Source organism: Klebsiella sp. D5A, from assembly GCF_001620885.1.
Taxonomy (GTDB): domain Bacteria; phylum Pseudomonadota; class Gammaproteobacteria; order Enterobacterales; family Enterobacteriaceae; genus Klebsiella; species Klebsiella variicola.
Genome location: NZ_LOAR01000003.1, coordinates 343,643 through 360,701 on the forward strand (window position 1 = coordinate 343,643; position 17,059 = coordinate 360,701).

The 17,059-nt window shown below is 57.3% G+C and carries 15 protein-coding genes; 4 read left to right on the forward strand and 11 right to left on the reverse strand.

Annotation, left to right across the window (positions count from 1 at the left end; genetic code table 11):
- Positions 1-13: 13 nt before the first annotated feature.
- The 3 genes from artP to yahO form a co-directional block, all read right to left on the reverse strand.
- Complete coding sequence (gene artP / locus AS136_RS05190) at positions 14-742, reverse strand: arginine ABC transporter ATP-binding protein ArtP (protein WP_012968630.1); 729 nt, start codon at positions 740-742, stop codon at positions 14-16.
- A gap of 226 nt (positions 743-968) precedes the next feature.
- Positions 969-1,484, reverse strand: a complete 516-nt coding sequence (locus AS136_RS05195; protein WP_012968629.1) for a lipoprotein — start codon at positions 1,482-1,484, stop codon at positions 969-971.
- Between the two features lie 254 nt (positions 1,485-1,738).
- On the reverse strand, positions 1,739-2,011 hold the full coding sequence (gene yahO, locus AS136_RS05200; protein WP_008805825.1) for a DUF1471 family periplasmic protein YahO: 273 nt from the start codon (positions 2,009-2,011) through the stop codon (positions 1,739-1,741).
- A 361-nt stretch (positions 2,012-2,372) separates the two neighbouring features.
- On the opposite strand from yahO, the gene AS136_RS05205 reads away from it, so the two are divergent.
- Entirely contained in the window at positions 2,373-3,512 is a 1,140-nt protein-coding gene (locus AS136_RS05205; protein ID WP_016160551.1) for a GGDEF domain-containing protein, read from the forward strand.
- Between the two features lie 31 nt (positions 3,513-3,543).
- Positions 3,544-4,374 (forward strand): N-acetylmuramoyl-L-alanine amidase, encoded by an 831-nt coding sequence (locus AS136_RS05210; protein ID WP_008805827.1) that lies wholly within the window; start codon positions 3,544-3,546, stop codon positions 4,372-4,374.
- On the opposite strand, the gene AS136_RS05215 is transcribed toward AS136_RS05210, so the two are convergent.
- From AS136_RS05215 to poxB, 4 genes are all read right to left on the reverse strand, one after another.
- The gene (locus tag AS136_RS05215) at positions 4,371-5,384 is read right to left on the reverse strand and encodes an NAD-dependent epimerase/dehydratase family protein (protein WP_008805828.1); all 1,014 of its coding nucleotides are present in this window, start codon (positions 5,382-5,384) and stop codon (positions 4,371-4,373) included. The genes AS136_RS05210 and AS136_RS05215 overlap by 4 nt on opposite strands.
- A gap of 87 nt (positions 5,385-5,471) precedes the next feature.
- The gene (locus AS136_RS05220; RefSeq protein ID WP_023322270.1) at positions 5,472-6,914 is read right to left on the reverse strand and encodes an SDR family oxidoreductase; all 1,443 of its coding nucleotides are present in this window, start codon (positions 6,912-6,914) and stop codon (positions 5,472-5,474) included.
- A gap of 10 nt (positions 6,915-6,924) precedes the next feature.
- Positions 6,925-7,926 (reverse strand): low-specificity L-threonine aldolase, encoded by a 1,002-nt coding sequence (gene ltaE / locus AS136_RS05225; protein WP_023297312.1) that lies wholly within the window; start codon positions 7,924-7,926, stop codon positions 6,925-6,927.
- A gap of 38 nt (positions 7,927-7,964) precedes the next feature.
- Positions 7,965-9,683: a ubiquinone-dependent pyruvate dehydrogenase gene (gene poxB / locus AS136_RS05230; RefSeq protein ID WP_008805831.1), complete on the reverse strand. Its 1,719-nt coding sequence runs from the start codon at positions 9,681-9,683 to the stop codon at positions 7,965-7,967.
- A 151-nt stretch (positions 9,684-9,834) separates the two neighbouring features.
- Here poxB and AS136_RS05235 point away from each other — a divergent pair, with 151 nt between their 5' ends.
- Positions 9,835-10,269 carry a DoxX family protein gene (locus AS136_RS05235; protein WP_016160554.1) on the forward strand — a complete coding sequence of 145 codons (435 nt, stop codon included), beginning with the start codon at positions 9,835-9,837 and terminating at the stop codon, positions 10,267-10,269.
- A gap of 207 nt (positions 10,270-10,476) precedes the next feature.
- Here AS136_RS05235 and hcr read toward each other — a convergent pair whose 3' ends face one another.
- The 4 genes from hcr to aqpZ form a co-directional block, all read right to left on the reverse strand.
- Complete coding sequence (hcr, locus tag AS136_RS05240; RefSeq protein WP_063266678.1) at positions 10,477-11,445, reverse strand: NADH oxidoreductase; 969 nt, start codon at positions 11,443-11,445, stop codon at positions 10,477-10,479.
- A gap of 10 nt (positions 11,446-11,455) precedes the next feature.
- Complete coding sequence (hcp, locus tag AS136_RS05245; RefSeq protein WP_012968625.1) at positions 11,456-13,108, reverse strand: hydroxylamine reductase; 1,653 nt, start codon at positions 13,106-13,108, stop codon at positions 11,456-11,458.
- Positions 13,109-13,251: 143 nt separating this feature from the next.
- A complete protein-coding gene (locus AS136_RS05250; protein ID WP_023322273.1) occupies positions 13,252-14,151 on the reverse strand; it encodes a LysO family transporter in 900 nt (299 codons plus the stop codon).
- Positions 14,152-14,266: 115 nt separating this feature from the next.
- Positions 14,267-14,962, reverse strand: coding sequence for an aquaporin Z (gene aqpZ / locus AS136_RS05255; RefSeq protein WP_023322274.1), 696 nt, complete (start codon positions 14,960-14,962; stop codon positions 14,267-14,269).
- A gap of 420 nt (positions 14,963-15,382) precedes the next feature.
- Here aqpZ and AS136_RS05260 point away from each other — a divergent pair, with 420 nt between their 5' ends.
- A complete protein-coding gene (locus AS136_RS05260) occupies positions 15,383-17,041 on the forward strand; it encodes an ATP-dependent endonuclease (protein WP_008805837.1) in 1,659 nt (552 codons plus the stop codon).
- Positions 17,042-17,059: the final 18 nt, after the last annotated feature.

A 17,059-nucleotide genomic window follows, 5' to 3' on the forward strand; every position in this document is an offset into this window, starting at 1 on the left:
TCCCCGAAGAACATCAATGTGAAAGATAGTTTTTAAACGCGTCAGTTTGCGGATGCGTGAAGCAGGAGGCATCCCCTTGCTCGACGATATGGCCATTTTCCATATACACCACCCGGCTGGCCGTCTTGCGCGCCACTTCAACTTCGTGGGTGACGATAACCTGGGTGATGCCGGTTTCAGCCAGCTCGCGAATGATGCTGACGATCTGAGCCGTGATTTCCGGGTCAAGCGCCGCGGTAGGCTCATCGAACAGCAGGACCTGCGGCTCCATCATCAGCGCGCGGGCGATAGCCACACGCTGCTGCTGGCCGCCGGATAAATGCAGCGGGTAGCGATCGCTGTAAGGCTTCAGACGCAGACGCTCCAGCAGTTTCTCTGCGCGAGCCAGCGCCTGATCCTTGCTTAACCCCAGTACGCGGCAGGGGGCTTCGATCAGGTTCTGCTGTACCGTCAGGTGCGGCCACAGGTTGTATTGCTGGAAGACCATGCCGACGTTCTGACGCAGCTCGCGAATCGCTTTATCGGATGGCGCTTTGGTGAAGTCGAATTGGTTGCCGGCGATGGATAACGAACCGGACCGCGGCATCTCCAGCAGGTTGAGTACGCGCAGCAGCGAGCTCTTCCCGGCACCGCTGGGGCCGAGCAGCACCAGCGTTTCCCCCTGCGGGCAATCCAGCGTGATGTCGAACAGCGCCTGGTGTGCGCCGTAGAAGCAATTAATGCCGTTTAGTTTAATACTCATCTGGGCAGTCTGATACGAATAGCTATTGAGGCCGCAAATACTACCTTTGGCAGAATAGTTATGCAATATTTATGCGTTAAAAGTTAAATCTAAACCACGTTTAGCTTTAAAGTTAGCACAAAATATGGCCTGGTGGGTGAGGGGGGCGCAAATGTCGGCATTCCTGGGGCGAATACCGACATTTTACCGGGGTTATCGTTTCAGCGGGGTGGCTTCAACTCCGGAATCAGCGTTTCTCCAGACTCTGTCGCAGCGTCCCGGCTGGCGCATGGCTGTTGTTGCCGAGATAGCGGACGTCATCGACAGCCCAGCACTGGCCTTCCTGGATCATCAGCACTTCATCTTTCCAGCTCTGGGTGCCCTGTTTTAGTTCGACGCGCAGCGGAATATTGCGCGCATCACGGTTCGGGATGGTGGAGGCGCTGGCGACCACGGCGCTGTCTGCTGGGGTGCTGCTGCTGGAGAACGGGTTAGCCTGCAGCAGTTTGCTGTTGGCCGGATCCTGGCGGGCGTCATTGAGTAACTGCGCCAGTCCGTCGCTCAGATAGGGGCGCAGCGCCGCCGGATCCTGAGTGCGGTTCTGGATCTGAGTGTCATAGAATTTTTGCGCTACGTCGTCAGGGCCGCCTTCGACACAGGGGCCGCTGCGGGTACCATTATCTTTATAGGCCGGGGTGACGGTCGTACAGGCGCTGAGCGCCAGCGCGCAAGGGAGAAGTACAGCAAGAAGTTTGTAGCGCATGATGATTTCCTTATAAGCGAACTACGTTTTCAGTTTCCGTTAAAGCATAGCGTATAGCGTGCGGATTGTACTTGACGCAAAGAGCTAAGACCTTGATGTGACAACGGCCTTAGGGCAGGAAATCGACAATGAGCATCACCGAATGATATTCAGGCAGGAAAAACCAGGCGCCGTTTAAAAATAAACAGACTTTTTGGGCAAACAAGAAACATTACCCGGACAATAGGATAATGTTTCTTGAGATATAAGATTAATTACTTCTTCTTATAGATGTTAGCGGAGACGTGCAGTTTTTTATCGGTATTACCGGAAGAGAGCACGATAACGTCCGCGCCTTTTTCATCGGCCTTTTTAATCAGCTCTTCACGGGCATCGCTCGGCGCAGTCTGGCCGGTAGAGGAAATGGTGCCGATTTTGGTATATTGCGTATGGACCTTATTAAAGGCTTCTTTCGTTAAAATCTCAGCGGAGAAGGCGTTCGCCGTTAAAAACAATGCTGCACCTGCCACTAAAGCTGCATATTTCATATTTTTAGACTCCATTGTTTATTTTGCTATCATCATGCTCTTGTTTTAACTCACCAATGAGCGATTTCAGATTGTACTAACGCCGCTTTTTTTTCAAGCAAAATACTGCAATTTTATGACGATTAGTTAACGCTTTTTTAAAGAAAAGATGACGAGGTTCTCATTGATAATGCTTGCTTTTTTTTGCGGAATGAACATTGAGGCGACGCAAGACCTTTTTTTACTGTGGTTAGCTGAAAATTAGCTGAGGCGCACGCAGGAGAAGGGGCCGGGACGCTGACAGACATTCCCGGTAACATGGTTTATTATATAGAACAGCAGGGGCTGCACCCATGGTCATGCAGGTCACCAGGGAGATAAGATGTTAACAAATAAGCGAGAGCAGGCCCGGCAGCAGCGAGCCGCGTTGTGGGCCACCAAAGATAATGTTCAGCGCCATGCGCTGTCCATGAGTATGCCCTGGCTGGCCTTTGTCAATATCGCTTTTGCGTTAATGATTTTCTTCCGCAATTTTATCTTTACCTATTTTGATAAGAAGTTACTGACGCACCGGGCGGTTATTCCTTATATCGAAGTGGCGCTGATCGCGGTTATTATTATTTCGGCCATTTTAGTGATTATTGCCGTCACGCCGCGGCTGGCGCAGGGGCGATATACGCTGAATATCATCACCGGGCTGCTGCTGGCGCTCAGCCTGTGCTGGTCCCTGAGTAATTACTGTTTTATCTTTTTCTGGACCTTGCCCTTCGCCTGGCCGCTGCTGGTGATTTTAATGACCACCGGGCTCACCGCGCTCTATCACCACTGGCCCGGCATTATCGCCTTTATGCTCCCAATGTGGGTGACCGCCTTGCTGGCAGGGGTGCAGATTCACTATGACGGTGAATTTCGTTTTTTGACCTTATGGGCTATTTTCACCGCGATTTTACTTTATGGACGGCGTATTCTGCAGCGCTGGTATGATGAAGCCTGGGATACGCATCAGGAAAATATGCAGCTTATCCAGCGGCTGGAAAGTATCGCTAACCGGGATGCCTTAACCGGAACGGCCAATCGCCGGGCACTGAATGCTTTTCTGGCGCAGCTCTGGGAGCAAAAAGCGCCGTTAGCGCTGATCATGATCGATGTCGATTACTTTAAGCGTTATAACGACCATTACGGCCATCAGGCCGGCGATGACTGCTTATCGTCTGTCGCGCAGGTGCTTAAAATGGCGGTGCGGGCTGAGGACGATTTGGTGGCCCGCTACGGCGGCGAGGAGTTTGTCGTGTCGCTGCCGGGGGTTTCCTTAGCGCACGCCACCGTCATTGCCGAGCGCATTCAGCAGAAAATCCACGACGCGGCCTTGCCGCATGAAGCCTCTGCGGTGGCGGCGGTAGTGACCGTCAGCATGGGCGTGGTGGCTTCCGACGGCACGGTCCCGATGGAGACGCTGATCGCCCGGGCGGACAGTGCGTTGTACCAGGCTAAAAATAAAGGACGTAATCAATGGTCTTATTAACCCGGCTCCACTGCCGGGCGAGGGAAAGGGGATGAAACGGATTGCGCAGGTCGCCCTGCTGGCGCTGCTGTTAACCGGCTGTGCCGGGGAAAAGGGAATTATCGATCGCGATGGATACCAGCTGGACACTCGCCATCCGGCGCAGGCGGCCTATCCGCGAATAAAAGTGCTGGTGATCCACTATACGGCAGACAATTTTGATGTTTCTCTGGCGACGTTGACCGATAAAGAGGTCAGCTCCCACTATTTAATCCCCGAGCAGCCGCCGCGTTATCAGCATAAACCGCGGATCTGGCAGCTGGTGCCGGAAGAGGATTTAGCCTGGCACGCCGGGGTGAGCTACTGGCGCGGCAGTACGCGTATCAATGATACGTCCATCGGCATTGAGCTGGAGAACCGCGGCTGGCAGAAGACGGCGGGCGTCAAAAGCTTTACCCCCTTCCACCCGGAACAGATAGCGGCCCTGATCCCGCTGGCGCGCGATATTATCACCCGCTACCACATCGCGCCGCAGAACGTGGTGGCCCATGCCGATATCGCGCCGCAGCGTAAAGACGATCCGGGGCCGCTGTTTCCCTGGCAACAGCTGGCGCAGCAGGGGATTGGCGCCTGGCCTGACGAGCAGCGAGTGGCCTTTTATCTGAACGGACGGCCGGCCAGCGATCCCGTTGACCCAGAGGTGGTGCTGGATTTACTGGCGCGCTACGGCTATCAGGTGACGCCGGAGATGACCCCCGCGCAGAAGAAGCGGGTGATTATCGCCTTCCAGATGCACTTCCGTCCGCAGCGCTGGGATGGCGTAGCGGATGCGCAAACTGAAGCGATAGCCGAGGCGCTGTTAGAAAAATATGGCCAGGGTTAGCGGTGAAGTTTACCGTGGTCGCGTAGCCAGGCGGCGGTACGCACAATGCCGTCGTCAAGCGTCACCACCGGCTGATAGCCCAGTTCATCCTGCGCGCGGGTGATGTCGAGCGTAAAATCAAAGTTAAGTTTGGAAACGCCGTAGTGGGTAAAGGCGGGCTCTTTGGCTGTTTTATCGCCAAAACGTTCCATGCTGCGGGCAATAATATCCAGCATCGGGTAGGGAACTGAGCGGATCCGGCACTTGATGCCCAGCTCGTCGATCAGTTTCTGCACGATGCTTCGCAAGGTGCGCGGTTCGCCGTTGCTGATATTCCACGCGCGGGCGGAAGGAAGATGATCGCAGGCCGACTGGCTCGCCAGCCACATCGCATGCACGGCGTTTTCATAATAGGTCATGTCGACCAGCGCGCTGCCGCCACGCGGCAACAGGACGCTGCCATAATGCTGCATCATTTGCGCCAGCCGGGGAATAAAGACTTTATCGTGCGGCCCGAACAAGCTCTGCGGACGCAGAATGGTAAAACGGGTGTGCGGGTTGGCCTGCGCCAGCAGGTTGATCACCTCCTCGCTGGCCGCCTTGCTGCGGGCAAACTCGTTGGCGAAGCGATGCGGGCGGAAATCTTCCTGGATATCGCGATGGTGGTGATAATCGAAATAGAGCGATGGCGAAGAGATATGGACGAAATTGCGCACCCCCCATGCCACAGACCATTCGCCCAGACGGCGGGTGGCGCGGACGTTAGCGAGATCGAAAGCCTGCTGGGTGCCCCAGGGCGAGGTAAAGCTGGAGCAGTGCCACAGGGTATCGATACCGGCGAGCATCACTTTAGCCTGCGAAGAGACCAGCTCGGTTAAATCGGCCGGGATGAATTCTGCCCCCATTTTGCTCAGAAGCTTACCCATCGCTTCGTTGCGCCCGGTGGCTCTCACGCTGATGCCCTTATTGCGCAGATATTCCACTGCGTTGCGGCCTAATCCGCTGGTCGCACCGGTAACCAGTACCTTCATATCACTCTACTGTCCCAGAAAAGAATTTCGTGCGCATTTTTCCGTGATTCTCCCGACTATGCAATGAGAATCATGAAAGAATAATGCTTATCCTTGGTCTCTGCCTGAGATTTGTTCGGCCAGCCGGGCGATGCGTTGCGCCATACCGCGGAAAATAAACAGGTGCGCCGGGATCATCAGCAGCCAGTAGATCAGTCCGGGCATACCGTGCGGGTGCCACCAGGCGCGCACGTCCAGTTCGCGATGGTCGCCTTTATCGTTTATCGTAAAGCTTAACCGGCCCAGCCCCGGCGCTTTCATACCGAACAGCAGGGTGAGCTGTTTTTCTTCCTCCACGATAATTACCTTCCAGCTGTCGACCGTATCGCCGGTTTGCAGATAGTCGCGCTGCGGCCGTCCTTTGGCTAACCGATGGCCGACCAGCAGGTCCATCGCACCACGGGTTTTCCACAGCAGATTGCCGAAAAAATACCCCTCTTTACCACCGATTTGGTTAACGACCTGCCACAAGGCCTGGCGGCTCGCCTGGGTGGTGACGGTGCAGCCAGCCTGTTTCGGAAAGTAGCCGTACTCCGGTCGCCAGCGGGCGAAAGCCTGGGCGTCGTAGCCCCAGTCGCTGGAGTTTACCAGCTGCTCTTCTTCTTTCAGCGTGCGGCGAACCGCCTGATCGAAGGGGATCAGCGTTTGCGGGATCAGCGCTCGCAGCGCCCGGTCGTCGGCGATCAGATCGTGCTTCAGCCCCTGAATCAGCGCCCTGGCGATGGTAGGCGGCACCGAGGTGATAACGTTAAGAAACCACACTGAGATCCAGCGCGTCGGCAGGGGAATGGGAATGAGCGGGCGATGTTTACCGCTGACGGCCATAAAGTGGATAAACTGCTGCTGATAGCTTAACACCTCCGGACCGGCGGCTTCGAAGACGCGATGCGCGTTGGACGGATGATTCAGCAGCTCAACCAGGTCAAAGAGCAGATTTTCCAGGGCGACAGGGGTGGTACGCGAGCGTACCCAGCGCGGGGGAGTGAGCACTGGCAGGTTATAAACCATATCGCGCATCACCTCGAAGGCGGCAGAGCCGGCGCCGACGATAATCCCGGCCCGCAGTTCGGTCACCGGCACGCCCGACTCACGCAGGACCTCACCGGTCACCTGGCGGGCGCGCAAATGGTCAGATTGCTCCTGCGCCGGGGCCTGTAGCGAACTGAGAAATATCACCTGGCGCACTGACGACTGACGCAGGGCATCGCGCACATGCGTGGCCACCCGGCGTTCATGGGCGATAAAATCGCCGCCTTCGCCCATACCGTGGACCAGATAATAAAGGGTATCGATGCCGGCGAGCAGTGCAGGCAGAGCCTGCGGCTGATTAAGATCGACTGACCGACAGGTGACGCCGGGCAAATCGAGCTTTTGCAGTCGGTCGATATGGCGTGCCGCCGCCAGCACTGGATAACCCCGCGCGCTTAACTCGCGCACCAAATGCTGGCCAATATAGCCGCTGGCGCCGAGCACCAGAACCGATTGCGACACGCCTGACTCCTTAGCGCTGTAAAAAAGCCTGCCAGTGAGCGACCACCTCGCTCAGCTGCTGACGGTTGACATCCAGGTGAGTGACCAGACGGACAACAGGCGAGGCGTTAATCAACACGCCGCGCGCCTGCATAAACTCGCCGAGCGCCGGGGCCTGCGCTTCGCCAACGCGCACAAACAGCATGTTGGTATCATGGCGGGTGACGTCGGCGCCGATGGCGCGAAGCTGCTCCGCCATCCACGCGGCGTTGTCATGATCCTCCTGCAAGCGCTGCACGTTATTTTTCAGCGCGTACAGCCCGGCAGCGGCCAGTATGCCCGCCTGGCGCATCCCGCCGCCGACCATTTTCCGCCAGCGGATAGCACGGCGAATGTATGCCTCGCTGCCCAGCAATAGCGAGCCTACCGGGGTGCCAAGCCCCTTTGACAGGCAGATGGTGAAGGAGTCGCAGTACTGAGCGATATCACGCAGTTCGCAGCCGTAGGCCACTACGGCGTTAAAGATACGCGCGCCGTCGACGTGCAGCGCCAGGTCGCGCTGGCGGGTAAACGCCCAGGCTTCCTGCAGATAGTCGCGCGGCAGCACCTTACCGTTGTGGGTGTTTTCCAGGCTCAGCAGGCGGGTGGGGGCAAAATGGATATCGTCGGGTTTGATTTTCGCCGCCACTTTATCCAGCGGCAGCGAACCATCGGCTGCGGCGTCAATCGGCTGTGGCTGAATACTGCCGAGTACTGCCGCGCCGCCGGCTTCGTACAGATAGTTGTGCGCCCCCTGGCCGACGATATACTCTTCGCCGCGCTGACAGTGGCTGAGCAGGCCAACGAGGTTGGCCTGGGTGCCAGTGGGCAGAAACAGCGCCGCCTCTTTGCCCGCGAGGTCGGCGGCATAGCGCTGCAGTTCATTGACGGTAGGGTCGTCGCCATACACATCGTCCCCGACCGGGGCGGCCATCATGGCCTCCAGCATGGCGCGCCCGGGACGGGTAACGGTATCACTGCGTAAATCGATCACGGCTTTTCCTTGGTCTGGTTCAACGTATTGCTTCTGTTTTACCTGAGCCAGTTGGTTTTCGCCAGTTCGATGACCTCATCGCCGCGCCCGCTGATGATCGCCCGCAGCATATACAGGCTAAAGCCTTTCGCCTGCTCCAGCTTGATCTGCGGCGGGATAGCCAGCTCCTCTTTGGCGACGACGACGTCGACCAGCACCGGACCGTCGGTGCGGAAGGCGGTCTGCAGCGCTTCATCCACCTCGGAGGCTTTTTCAACGCGTATACCTTTGATACCGCAGGCCTCGGCGATGCGGGCGAAGTTGGTATCGTGGAGCTCCGTACCGTCGGTGAGATAGCCCCCGGCCTTCATCTCCATCGCCACGAAGCCCAGCACGCTGTTGTTAAAGATGACAATTTTCACCGGCAGCTTCATCTGCGCCAGCGACAGAAAATCGCCCATCAGCATGCTGAACCCGCCGTCGCCGCACATGGCCACCACCTGCCGCTCCGGGGCAGTAGCCTGGGCGCCGATGGCCTGCGGCATGGCGTTGGCCATTGAGCCGTGGTTGAACGAGCCCAGCAGGCGGCGTTTGCCGTTCATTTTGAGGTAGCGTGCCGCCCAGACGGTTGGGGTGCCGACATCGCAGGTGAAAATGGCGTCTTCATCGGCAAAATGACTGATCTGCTGTGCCAGATATTGCGGGTGGATTGCCTTATCGCTGGGTTTTGCCAGATCGTCGAGCCCTTTTCGCGCGTCGCGATAGTGCTCCAGCGCTTTATCCAGGAAGTGGCGATCGGTTTTCTCTTCCAGCAGCGGCAGCAGCGCTTTTAGCGTCGATTTAATATCGCCCACCAGCGCCATATCGACCTTACTGTGGGCGCCGATGCTGCCGGGATTGATGTCGATCTGAATAATTTTGGCGTCGGTTGGATAGAAGGCGCGATAGGGGAACTGGGTGCCCAGCAGGATCAGGGTATCGGCGTTCATCATGGTGTGGAAGCCAGAGGAGAAGCCAATCAGCCCGGTCATGCCGACATCGTACGGATTGTCGTACTCCACGTGCTCTTTGCCGCGCAGGGCGTGGACGATGGGGGCTTTAATTTTGGCCGCGAACTCCACCAGCTCCTGATGAGCGCCGGCGCAGCCGCTGCCGCACATGAGCGCGATATTGCTGGAGTAGCGAATAAGCTGCGCCAGCTTGCGCAGTTCTTCTTCCGCCGGAGTGACCGTCGGCAACGGCGCATGATACCAGTGGCTGCTGGCGCTCTCCGGGGCAGCCTTCAGCGCCACGTCGCCGGGCAGCACCACCACCGAGACGCCGCGGTTAATCACCGCTTTACGCATGGCGATGGCCAGCACCTGCGGAATCTGTTCCGGGGTGGAGACCAGCTCGCAGTAGTGGCTGCATTCGCGGAACAGCTCCTGGGGATGGGTCTCCTGAAAATAGCCGCTGCCGATTTCGCTGGAGGGGATGTGGGCGGCAATGGCCAGCACCGGCACATGGTTACGATGACAGTCAAACAGACCGTTAATCAGATGCAGGTTGCCCGGCCCGCAGGAGCCGGCGCAGACCGCCAGTTCGCCGGTCAGCTGCGCCTCGGCGCCAGCGGCGAAAGCAGCCACCTCTTCGTGCCGGGTGGGCATCCAGTCGATGGTGCCCATGCGGTTCAGACTGTCGCTCAATCCATTGAGGGAATCTCCGGTGACGCCCCAGATACGTTTCACGCCGGCCTGTTCCAGCGTTTTGGCAATGTATGCGGCCACGGTTTGTTTCATGATCTCCATCTCCTTTTTGTGATAACGCCTTCAAGCTTAGATGAAACTGCAGGTTACGTTGCTGATTGTCCCTTATTTTTTGCTGGTTTTATTGCTGAAAAATTGTGCATACTCAGGGACCTCACAGGTTGTAAAACAGGAAGCACATCAGATGGTTAAGGGAATGTTAAACGCAGTAAATAAAACGCTGTCGCATGACGACGCCGGTAAACTCTTGTTACGACTCGCCGTCGGCGGGTTAATGCTGTTTCACGGTCTGCACAAGCTGCTGGACGGCGTGGGCGGGATCAGCGGCATGCTGGTGGCGAAGGGGTTGCCGGGGTTCATCGCCTACGGTGTGCTGGTGGGGGAAGTGGTCGCTCCCTGCTTGTTAATTCTCGGCGTCCTGACCCGCCCGGCGGCGCTGGTGCTGGCGTTCACCATGGTGGTGGCGTGGCTGATGGTCGGTCTCGGCAAGACGTTTGCGCTTGATGCGGTGGGGGCGTGGGCCATTGAGAACCTGGTCTATTTCTTTGTTGGCGCACTGGCGATTGCGCTACTCGGCGCAGGGCGTTATTCGCTGGCCGGCCAGTCGGCCTGGCGGTAAAAATGCCTCATTCGTCCTGGGGCGTAAAGTCGATACTGTTGCCGGTTTGCAACTTTTTCAGTCTGAGAAAATGTTTATCTCATGTCGCCTGAGCGTTTATTGTCGCCCGGGATTTTCCCGGAGGCGGCGCATTGCGCCTTCTCCGGGCTACCCAATCGCACAGCGCTGTAGCCCCGGTAAGCGGTAGCGCCACCGGGGATTTTGACCTCAGGCGAGAACCAGATCGCTCTGCGGATGGCAGGAGCAGGCCAGCACATAGCCGTCGGCGATTTCGGCGTCGGTTAACGTCATGGTGCTGGTGACGCTGTACTTCCCGGAAACCACTTTGGTTTTACAGCAGCCGCAGACACCGGCGCGGCAGGCGACGGTCACCGGCACTTTATTGCTCTCTAGCGCATCAAGCAGTGTGGTGCCCACCGGCGCGTAAAACTCGCGCGCCGGCTGCAGTTTGGTAAATTTCAGTCCACTGGTCGCGGCTTCCGCCACCGGGGTGAAGAACTTCTCCTTAAAGAAGCGGGTGACGCCCAGGGCGGCAACATCCTGCTCGACCTTCTCCATATAAGGCGCCGGGCCGCAGGTCATCACGGTGCGGCTGGCTAAATCCGGCACGCTCTGCAGCAGCTCCCGGGTCAGACGGCCGGCGACAAAGCCATGAGTGGCATGGTGCTCTGCCACCAGGGTGACCGGATACTGGCGCCACTCCTCGGCAAAGATCACATCTTCCGGCGAACGCACGCTATAGATCACCTGCACGTCGGCCTGCGGTCGATACTTCGCCAGCCAGCGACGCATCGACATTATCGGCGTTACGCCGCAGCCGGCGGCCAGCAGCAGGAATTTATCTTCCGCTTTATCGTCGCAGGTAAACTCGCCCATCGCATCGGACAGCCAAAGGTAATCGCCGCGTTTGACCTCGCGGGTCAACCACTGCGAACCCGCGCCCTCGTCAATACCGCGAACGGTCAGCGTAATGTACTCGCTGACCCCCGGCGTGGAGGAAAGGGTATAGGCGCGCAGCGTTTCCGCCGAGTGACGCACGCTGACCAGGGCATACTGGCCGGCGCGGTACGGATAGTAATCGTGGCACAGCAGCGAAAGGGTCCACACGTCCGGGGTTTCCTGGTGAATGTGGTGAACCTGCATCCGCCACGGGCACTGGGAGGTTGGCATGGTCATCAGGGACTCCTTAAGCGCTCAGCAGCTGCTGCATATCTTGTTCCACGGTGGTCACGGAACGCAGTCCAAACTTCTCATTGAGGATCGCCAGCAGATCCGGGGTGAAGAAGCCAGGCGCCGTCGGGCCGGTGACGATGTTTTTCACCCCCAGCGACAGCAGCGTCAGCAGGATGACGATCGCTTTCTGTTCGAACCAGGAGAGCACCAGCGACAGCGGTAGGTCGTTAACACCGCAGCCCAGTTTTTCCGCCAGCGTAACCGCGAGAATAATTGCCGAGTAGGCATCGTTGCACTGCCCGGCGTCGACCAGACGCGGCAGACCTTCGATATCGCCGAAGTCCAGCTTGTTAAAGCGGTATTTACCGCAGGCCAGGGTCAGGATCAGGCAGTCATCCGGCACGCTGGTGGCGAAATCGGTGAAGTAGTTACGCTCCCCGCGGGCGCCGTCGCAGCCGCCGACGAGGAAGATATGGCGCAGTTTTTCACGGCTGACCAGATCGATCAGCGTATCCGCCGCGCCAAGCAGGGTCTGACGGCCAAAGCCGACGGTGATCAGATGCGGGATTTCGCTGTACGGGAAGCCCGCCATCTGCTGTGCCTGGGTGATAACCGGGGCGAAGTCTTCACCTTCCAGATGGTTCACGCCCGGCCAGCCGACGATGCTGCGGGTCCAGATGCGGTCGTCGTAGGCGCCGACGGTGGGGTCGATGATGCAGTTCGAGGTCATCACGATAGGGCCCGGGAAGCGGGCGAATTCCACTTGCTGGTTTTGCCAGCCGCTGCCGTAGTTGCCGATCAGATGTTTGAATTTACGCAGCTCCGGATAGCCGTGCGCCGGCAGCATTTCGCCGTGGGTATAGACGTTAACGCCGGTGCCTTCCGTCTGCTCAAGCAGGTTATACAGATCTTTCAGATCATGGCCGGAGATCAGGATGCACTTCCCTTCGGTGGCTTTAACGTTCACCTGAGTCGGCGTCGGGTGGCCATATTTAGTGGTTTCACCGGCGTCAAGGATGCTCATCACCTGGAAGTTCATCTGGCCGATTTCCATCGAACATTCCAGCAGCGCGTTCATATCCGCCGGCCAGGTTCCCAGCCATGCCATGATTTTATGGTACTGGGCATAAATCGCGTTGTCGTACTGGCCGAGTACGTGGGCGTGCTCCATATAGGCCGCCGCGCCTTTCAGGCCGTACAGGCACAGCAGACGCAGACCGAGAATATTCTCGCCGATGGCGGCTTTATCTTTATTTGGGGCATAGTCTGCCGCCTGACGCTGCAGGTCACCCAGATCGTCGCTGACCAGGTGTAAATCGGCTACCGGGTTATCAACCGCGGCGCTGGCGTCGAGGTTCTGGCACTGCGCTTTCAGCGCCTCACGCAGGGCAATCGCCTGGCGGGCGTAGCCGACGATACGCGGAGAATCGAAGTTGACGTTGGTCAGGGTGGAGAAGAAGGCGCGGGGGGCGAAACTGTCGACCTCATGATCGATAATGCCATATTCGCGGGCCTTGAGCGCCCAGGCGGACAGGCCTTGCAGTGACGCAATCAGCAGATCCTGCAGATCGGAGGTTTCCGCTGTTTTACCGCACATCCCCTGCGCGTAAGAGCAGCCGTTGCCGGCTGGGGTACGAATGGTTTGTTCACATTGCACACAAAACATGGTCACACCTTTAAAGTTATATTTAATATACATGTTTAAGGTTATGCCGCATGGCACAAGGTGAAAAGGCATTTCTGATACAACTTAAAGGGAGATTGATTTAGCGCAAATTTGGCGGCAGTAAGTCTGCCGCCAGCGGGTATTCAGGCGGTAAAAAAGGCGATCAGGATCGGGACCAGCAGGCTAAGCAGAAAACCGTGCACGATGGCGGCAGGAACAATCTCGACGCCGCCGGAACGCTGGAGTACCGGTAAGGTGAAGTCCATCGAAGTGGCGCCGCACAGCCCCAGCGCTGTGGAGCGGCTGCGGCGAACAAGGCCCGGAATTAACATGATAGCCAGCAGCTCGCGACACAGATCGTTAAAGAACGCCGCACTGCCGATCACCGGGCCAAAGGATTCAGTGAGTAAAATACCGGAGAGCGAATACCAGCCGAAACCGCTCGCCATCGCCAGACCGGTCTTTAACGGCAGACCGAGAATAAAGGCGTTAAGTATCCCGCCAAGTAATGAACTGGCCATAACCACCACGGCGACGATCATTCCCCGACGGTTAAGGACTATTTGTCGCAGACTCATTCCATTATTGCGTAATTGAATACCGACGAGGAACAGGAGAAAGATCAGCGTATATTCGCTGGCTTCGGTCGCGTGCTGTAAAAAAGACAGGCCGGTCAGGCCGAGCAGAAAACCGAGCACCACCACGCCGCACAGCTGCAGCGATTCCAGGGCCATGGCCAGGCGCGAAGGTAATTTCTCCTGCCGATGCTGACTGCGCCATGGCATTTTACTTTCCAGCCACAACAGGGCGGCAATATTACACAGTAAAATGATGACCACGCTCACTGCAGCGTAATGCAATATGGCCAGCAGGTTGATGGCCAGATTGTCGAGGAATGCCAGGCTGATCCCCATAAAAAAAAGGATGACATAGACAATCCAGCTGAGCATCCGGTTAATCAGTTTTAGCGCGGAGGGTTGACGAAGTGGCACCAGATAGCCGACAACCAGCGGCAACAGAATGATGAAGAGTCCCGATAACATGAACGATGCAGCCCTTGCATAATGAGAATAGCGCCCATGACACTACCCAAATCACCGGGCCGAGTAAAGCTGCCACCAGAAAGAAAAAGCCCGGAAACCCGGGCTTTACAAAGGATTAATCGCGTTTTTCCAGCAGGGTGCGATACAGCACGCCGCCGAGGATCCCGCCGACGATCGGCATGACCCAGAACAGCCACAGCTGCTGCAGAGCCCAGCCGCCCTGGAAAATCGCTACCGCGGTGCTGCGCGCCGGGTTGACCGAGGTGTTGGTAACCGGAATGCTGATCAAATGGATGAGGGTCAGCGCCAGGCCGATAGCGATCGGCGCAAAGCCCGCCGGTGCGTATTTATCGGTCGCGCCATGGATAACCAGCAGGAAGCCACAGGTCAGGACAATTTCAATGACGATAGCCGACAGCATGGAGAAGCCGCCCGGGGAGTGTTCGCCATAGCCATTGGAGGCAAATCCGCTGGCGGCGGCATCAAAGCCGGCTTTACCGCTGGCCACCACGTACAGCACCGCCGCGGCAATAATGCCGCCGACCACCTGAGCGATAATATAGCCAATGACTTCTTTCGCCGGGAAACGGCCGCCGGCCCACAGGCCCAGGGTCACCGCCGGGTTGAAATGCCCCCCGGAAATATGGCCGACCGCAAATGCCATGGTTAATACCGTTAAGCCAAATGCCAGCGCGACGCCGGCAAAACCAATACCGAGCTCAGGGAAGGCTGCGGCAAGCACGGCGCTACCGCAGCCACCAAATACAAGCCAGAAAGTGCCGAAGCATTCTGCTGCTAATTTTCTGAACATAACCACCTCAATTAAAATGTATACGCGCACGAGCGGACCGTGCCGGTCTTTATTTATCGTGATAAGGGATGACGATAAAAATAAAGCGGCGTTATTCTAGAGATAATCGCCATCCCAGAGCCAGTTAAATATATTGATATTATTTGATTTAGGGCAAGGTGAAGGGATTCCGTTTGCCAGTGTAGTCTTTCCTTATATCCGTGGAAGATTATCAATAGTGTAGATCATAACGCCTGAAATAAAACTATTTTGTTTGATGAATAATCAACAGCCGGTAATAGGCGATAAGTGAGTAATTTTATGAATATATTTAATCTGCTGAATATGATGCGCCGATGCGATTAAGCAGAGTGTCATCTTGCCGCTGCCCTCGCTATACTGTTGATTACTGAAGGAGAGTGGTGGTTTAGCGGAGGGGATATGCTTCTTGAGCGCGTAGAAATCGTCGGTTTTCGCGGTATCAATCGTTTGTCGTTGATGCTGGAGCAAAATAACGTCCTGATCGGGGAGAACGCGTGGGGGAAGTCCAGTCTGCTTGATGCGCTGACCCTGCTTTTGTCCCCTGAGTTCGATCTTTATCACTTTGTACGCGATGACTTCTGGTTTCCCCCGGGCGACATCCAGGGGCGCGAGCACCATTTGCATATTATCCTGACCTTCCGCGAAACCGAACCGGGCCGCCATCGGGTCCGGCGTTTTCGTCCGCTTCAGCGCTGCTGGGTACCTTGTGACGATGGTTATCATCGGGTGTTCTACCGTCTGGAAGGTGAGCTCGCCGATGACGACAGCGTGATGACCCTGCGGAGCTTTATCGATGGCGAAGGCGAAGCGCTGGCGGTTGAGGATATTGATGATCTGGCCAGACACCTGGTGCGTCTGATGCCGGTGCTGCGCCTGCGCGACGCGCGCTTTATGCGGCGCATCCATAACGGGACGGTACCGCATTCGCCGCAGATAGAGATCACCGCCCGCCAGCTCGATTTTCTCTCCCGGGAGCTGGTCAGCCATCCGCAAAATTTATCGGACGGTCAGATCCGCGAGGGGTTGTCGGCCATGGTGCAACTGCTGGAGCATTACTTTGCCGAGCAAAGCAGCGCCCAGACACGGCATCGTCTGATGCGGCGGCGCTCCCATGATGAGCAGCGCAGCTGGCGCTATCTGGATATTATCAACCGGATGATCGATAAACCCGGCGGGCGCAGCCATCGGGTGATTCTGCTGGGACTGTTTTCCACCCTCCTGCAGGCAAAAGGGACGGTGCGCCTCGATCGCGACGCGCGGCCGCTGTTGCTGATTGAAGATCCGGAGACGCGTTTGCATCCGATTATGCTCTCTGTCGCCTGGCACCTGCTGAATTTATTGCCGCTGCAGCGCGTGACCACCACCAACTCCGGGGAGCTGTTGTCCCTGACGCCGGTGGAGCAGGTCTGTCGACTGGTTCGTGAGTCGTCGAGGGTGTCGGCATGGCGGCTGGGACCCGGCGGAATGAATGCCGAAGACAGCCGGCGTATCGCCTTCCATATTCGCTTCAATCGCGCCTCATCGCTCTTCGCCCGCTGTTGGCTGCTGGTGGAAGGGGAGACGGAGACCTGGGTTATCAACGAACTGGCCCGCCAGTGTGGCCATCATTTTGATGCCGAGGGCGTGAAGGTGATCGAGTTCGCCCAGTCAGGCCTTAAACCACTGATCAAATTTGCCCGCCGGATGGGGATCCAGTGGCACGTGCTGGTGGATGGCGATGAGGCGGGGAAAAAATATGCCGCCACCGTGCTCGGCCTGCTGAATAACGATCGCGAGCTGGAGCGTGACCATTTGACGAGCCTGCCAGCGATGGATATGGAGCACTTTATGTATCGCCAGGGATTTGATGACGTTTATCACCGGGTGGCGCAGATCCCGGATAATGTCCCTATGAATATGCGGCGGGTGATCACCAAGGCCATCCATCGTTCATCCAAGCCCGACCTGGCGATTGAGGTGGCGATGGAGGCCGGCCGACGCGGGGTGGACGCGGTGCCGACGCTGTTAAAGAAAATGTTCTCGCGGGTACTGTGGCTGGCTCGTGGTCGTGCAGATTAACCTGCGCCGTAGGGCTGG

Bases quoted from the DNA above. Each gene is read 5' to 3' on its own strand.
- yahO (WP_008805825.1), bottom strand. From the start codon at position 2,011: ATGAAATATGCAGCTTTAGTGGCAGGTGCAGCATTGTTTTTAACGGCG.
- AS136_RS05205 (WP_016160551.1), top strand. From the start codon at position 2,373: ATGTTAACAAATAAGCGAGAGCAGGCCCGGCAGCAGCGAGCCGCGTTG.
- AS136_RS05260 (WP_008805837.1), top strand. From the start codon at position 15,383: ATGCTTCTTGAGCGCGTAGAAATCGTCGGTTTTCGCGGTATCAATCGT.
- hcp (WP_012968625.1), bottom strand. From the start codon at position 13,108: ATGTTTTGTGTGCAATGTGAACAAACCATTCGTACCCCAGCCGGCAAC.
- AS136_RS05210 (WP_008805827.1), top strand. From the start codon at position 3,544: ATGAAACGGATTGCGCAGGTCGCCCTGCTGGCGCTGCTGTTAACCGGC.
- poxB (WP_008805831.1), bottom strand. From the start codon at position 9,683: ATGAAACAAACCGTGGCCGCATACATTGCCAAAACGCTGGAACAGGCC.
- AS136_RS05195 (WP_012968629.1), bottom strand. From the start codon at position 1,484: ATGCGCTACAAACTTCTTGCTGTACTTCTCCCTTGCGCGCTGGCGCTC.
- AS136_RS05215 (WP_008805828.1), bottom strand. From the start codon at position 5,384: ATGAAGGTACTGGTTACCGGTGCGACCAGCGGATTAGGCCGCAACGCA.
- artP (WP_012968630.1), bottom strand. From the start codon at position 742: ATGAGTATTAAACTAAACGGCATTAATTGCTTCTACGGCGCACACCAG.
- AS136_RS05235 (WP_016160554.1), top strand. From the start codon at position 9,835: ATGGTTAAGGGAATGTTAAACGCAGTAAATAAAACGCTGTCGCATGAC.
- hcr (WP_063266678.1), bottom strand. From the start codon at position 11,445: ATGACCATGCCAACCTCCCAGTGCCCGTGGCGGATGCAGGTTCACCAC.
- aqpZ (WP_023322274.1), bottom strand. From the start codon at position 14,962: ATGTTCAGAAAATTAGCAGCAGAATGCTTCGGCACTTTCTGGCTTGTA.
- AS136_RS05250 (WP_023322273.1), bottom strand. From the start codon at position 14,151: ATGTTATCGGGACTCTTCATCATTCTGTTGCCGCTGGTTGTCGGCTAT.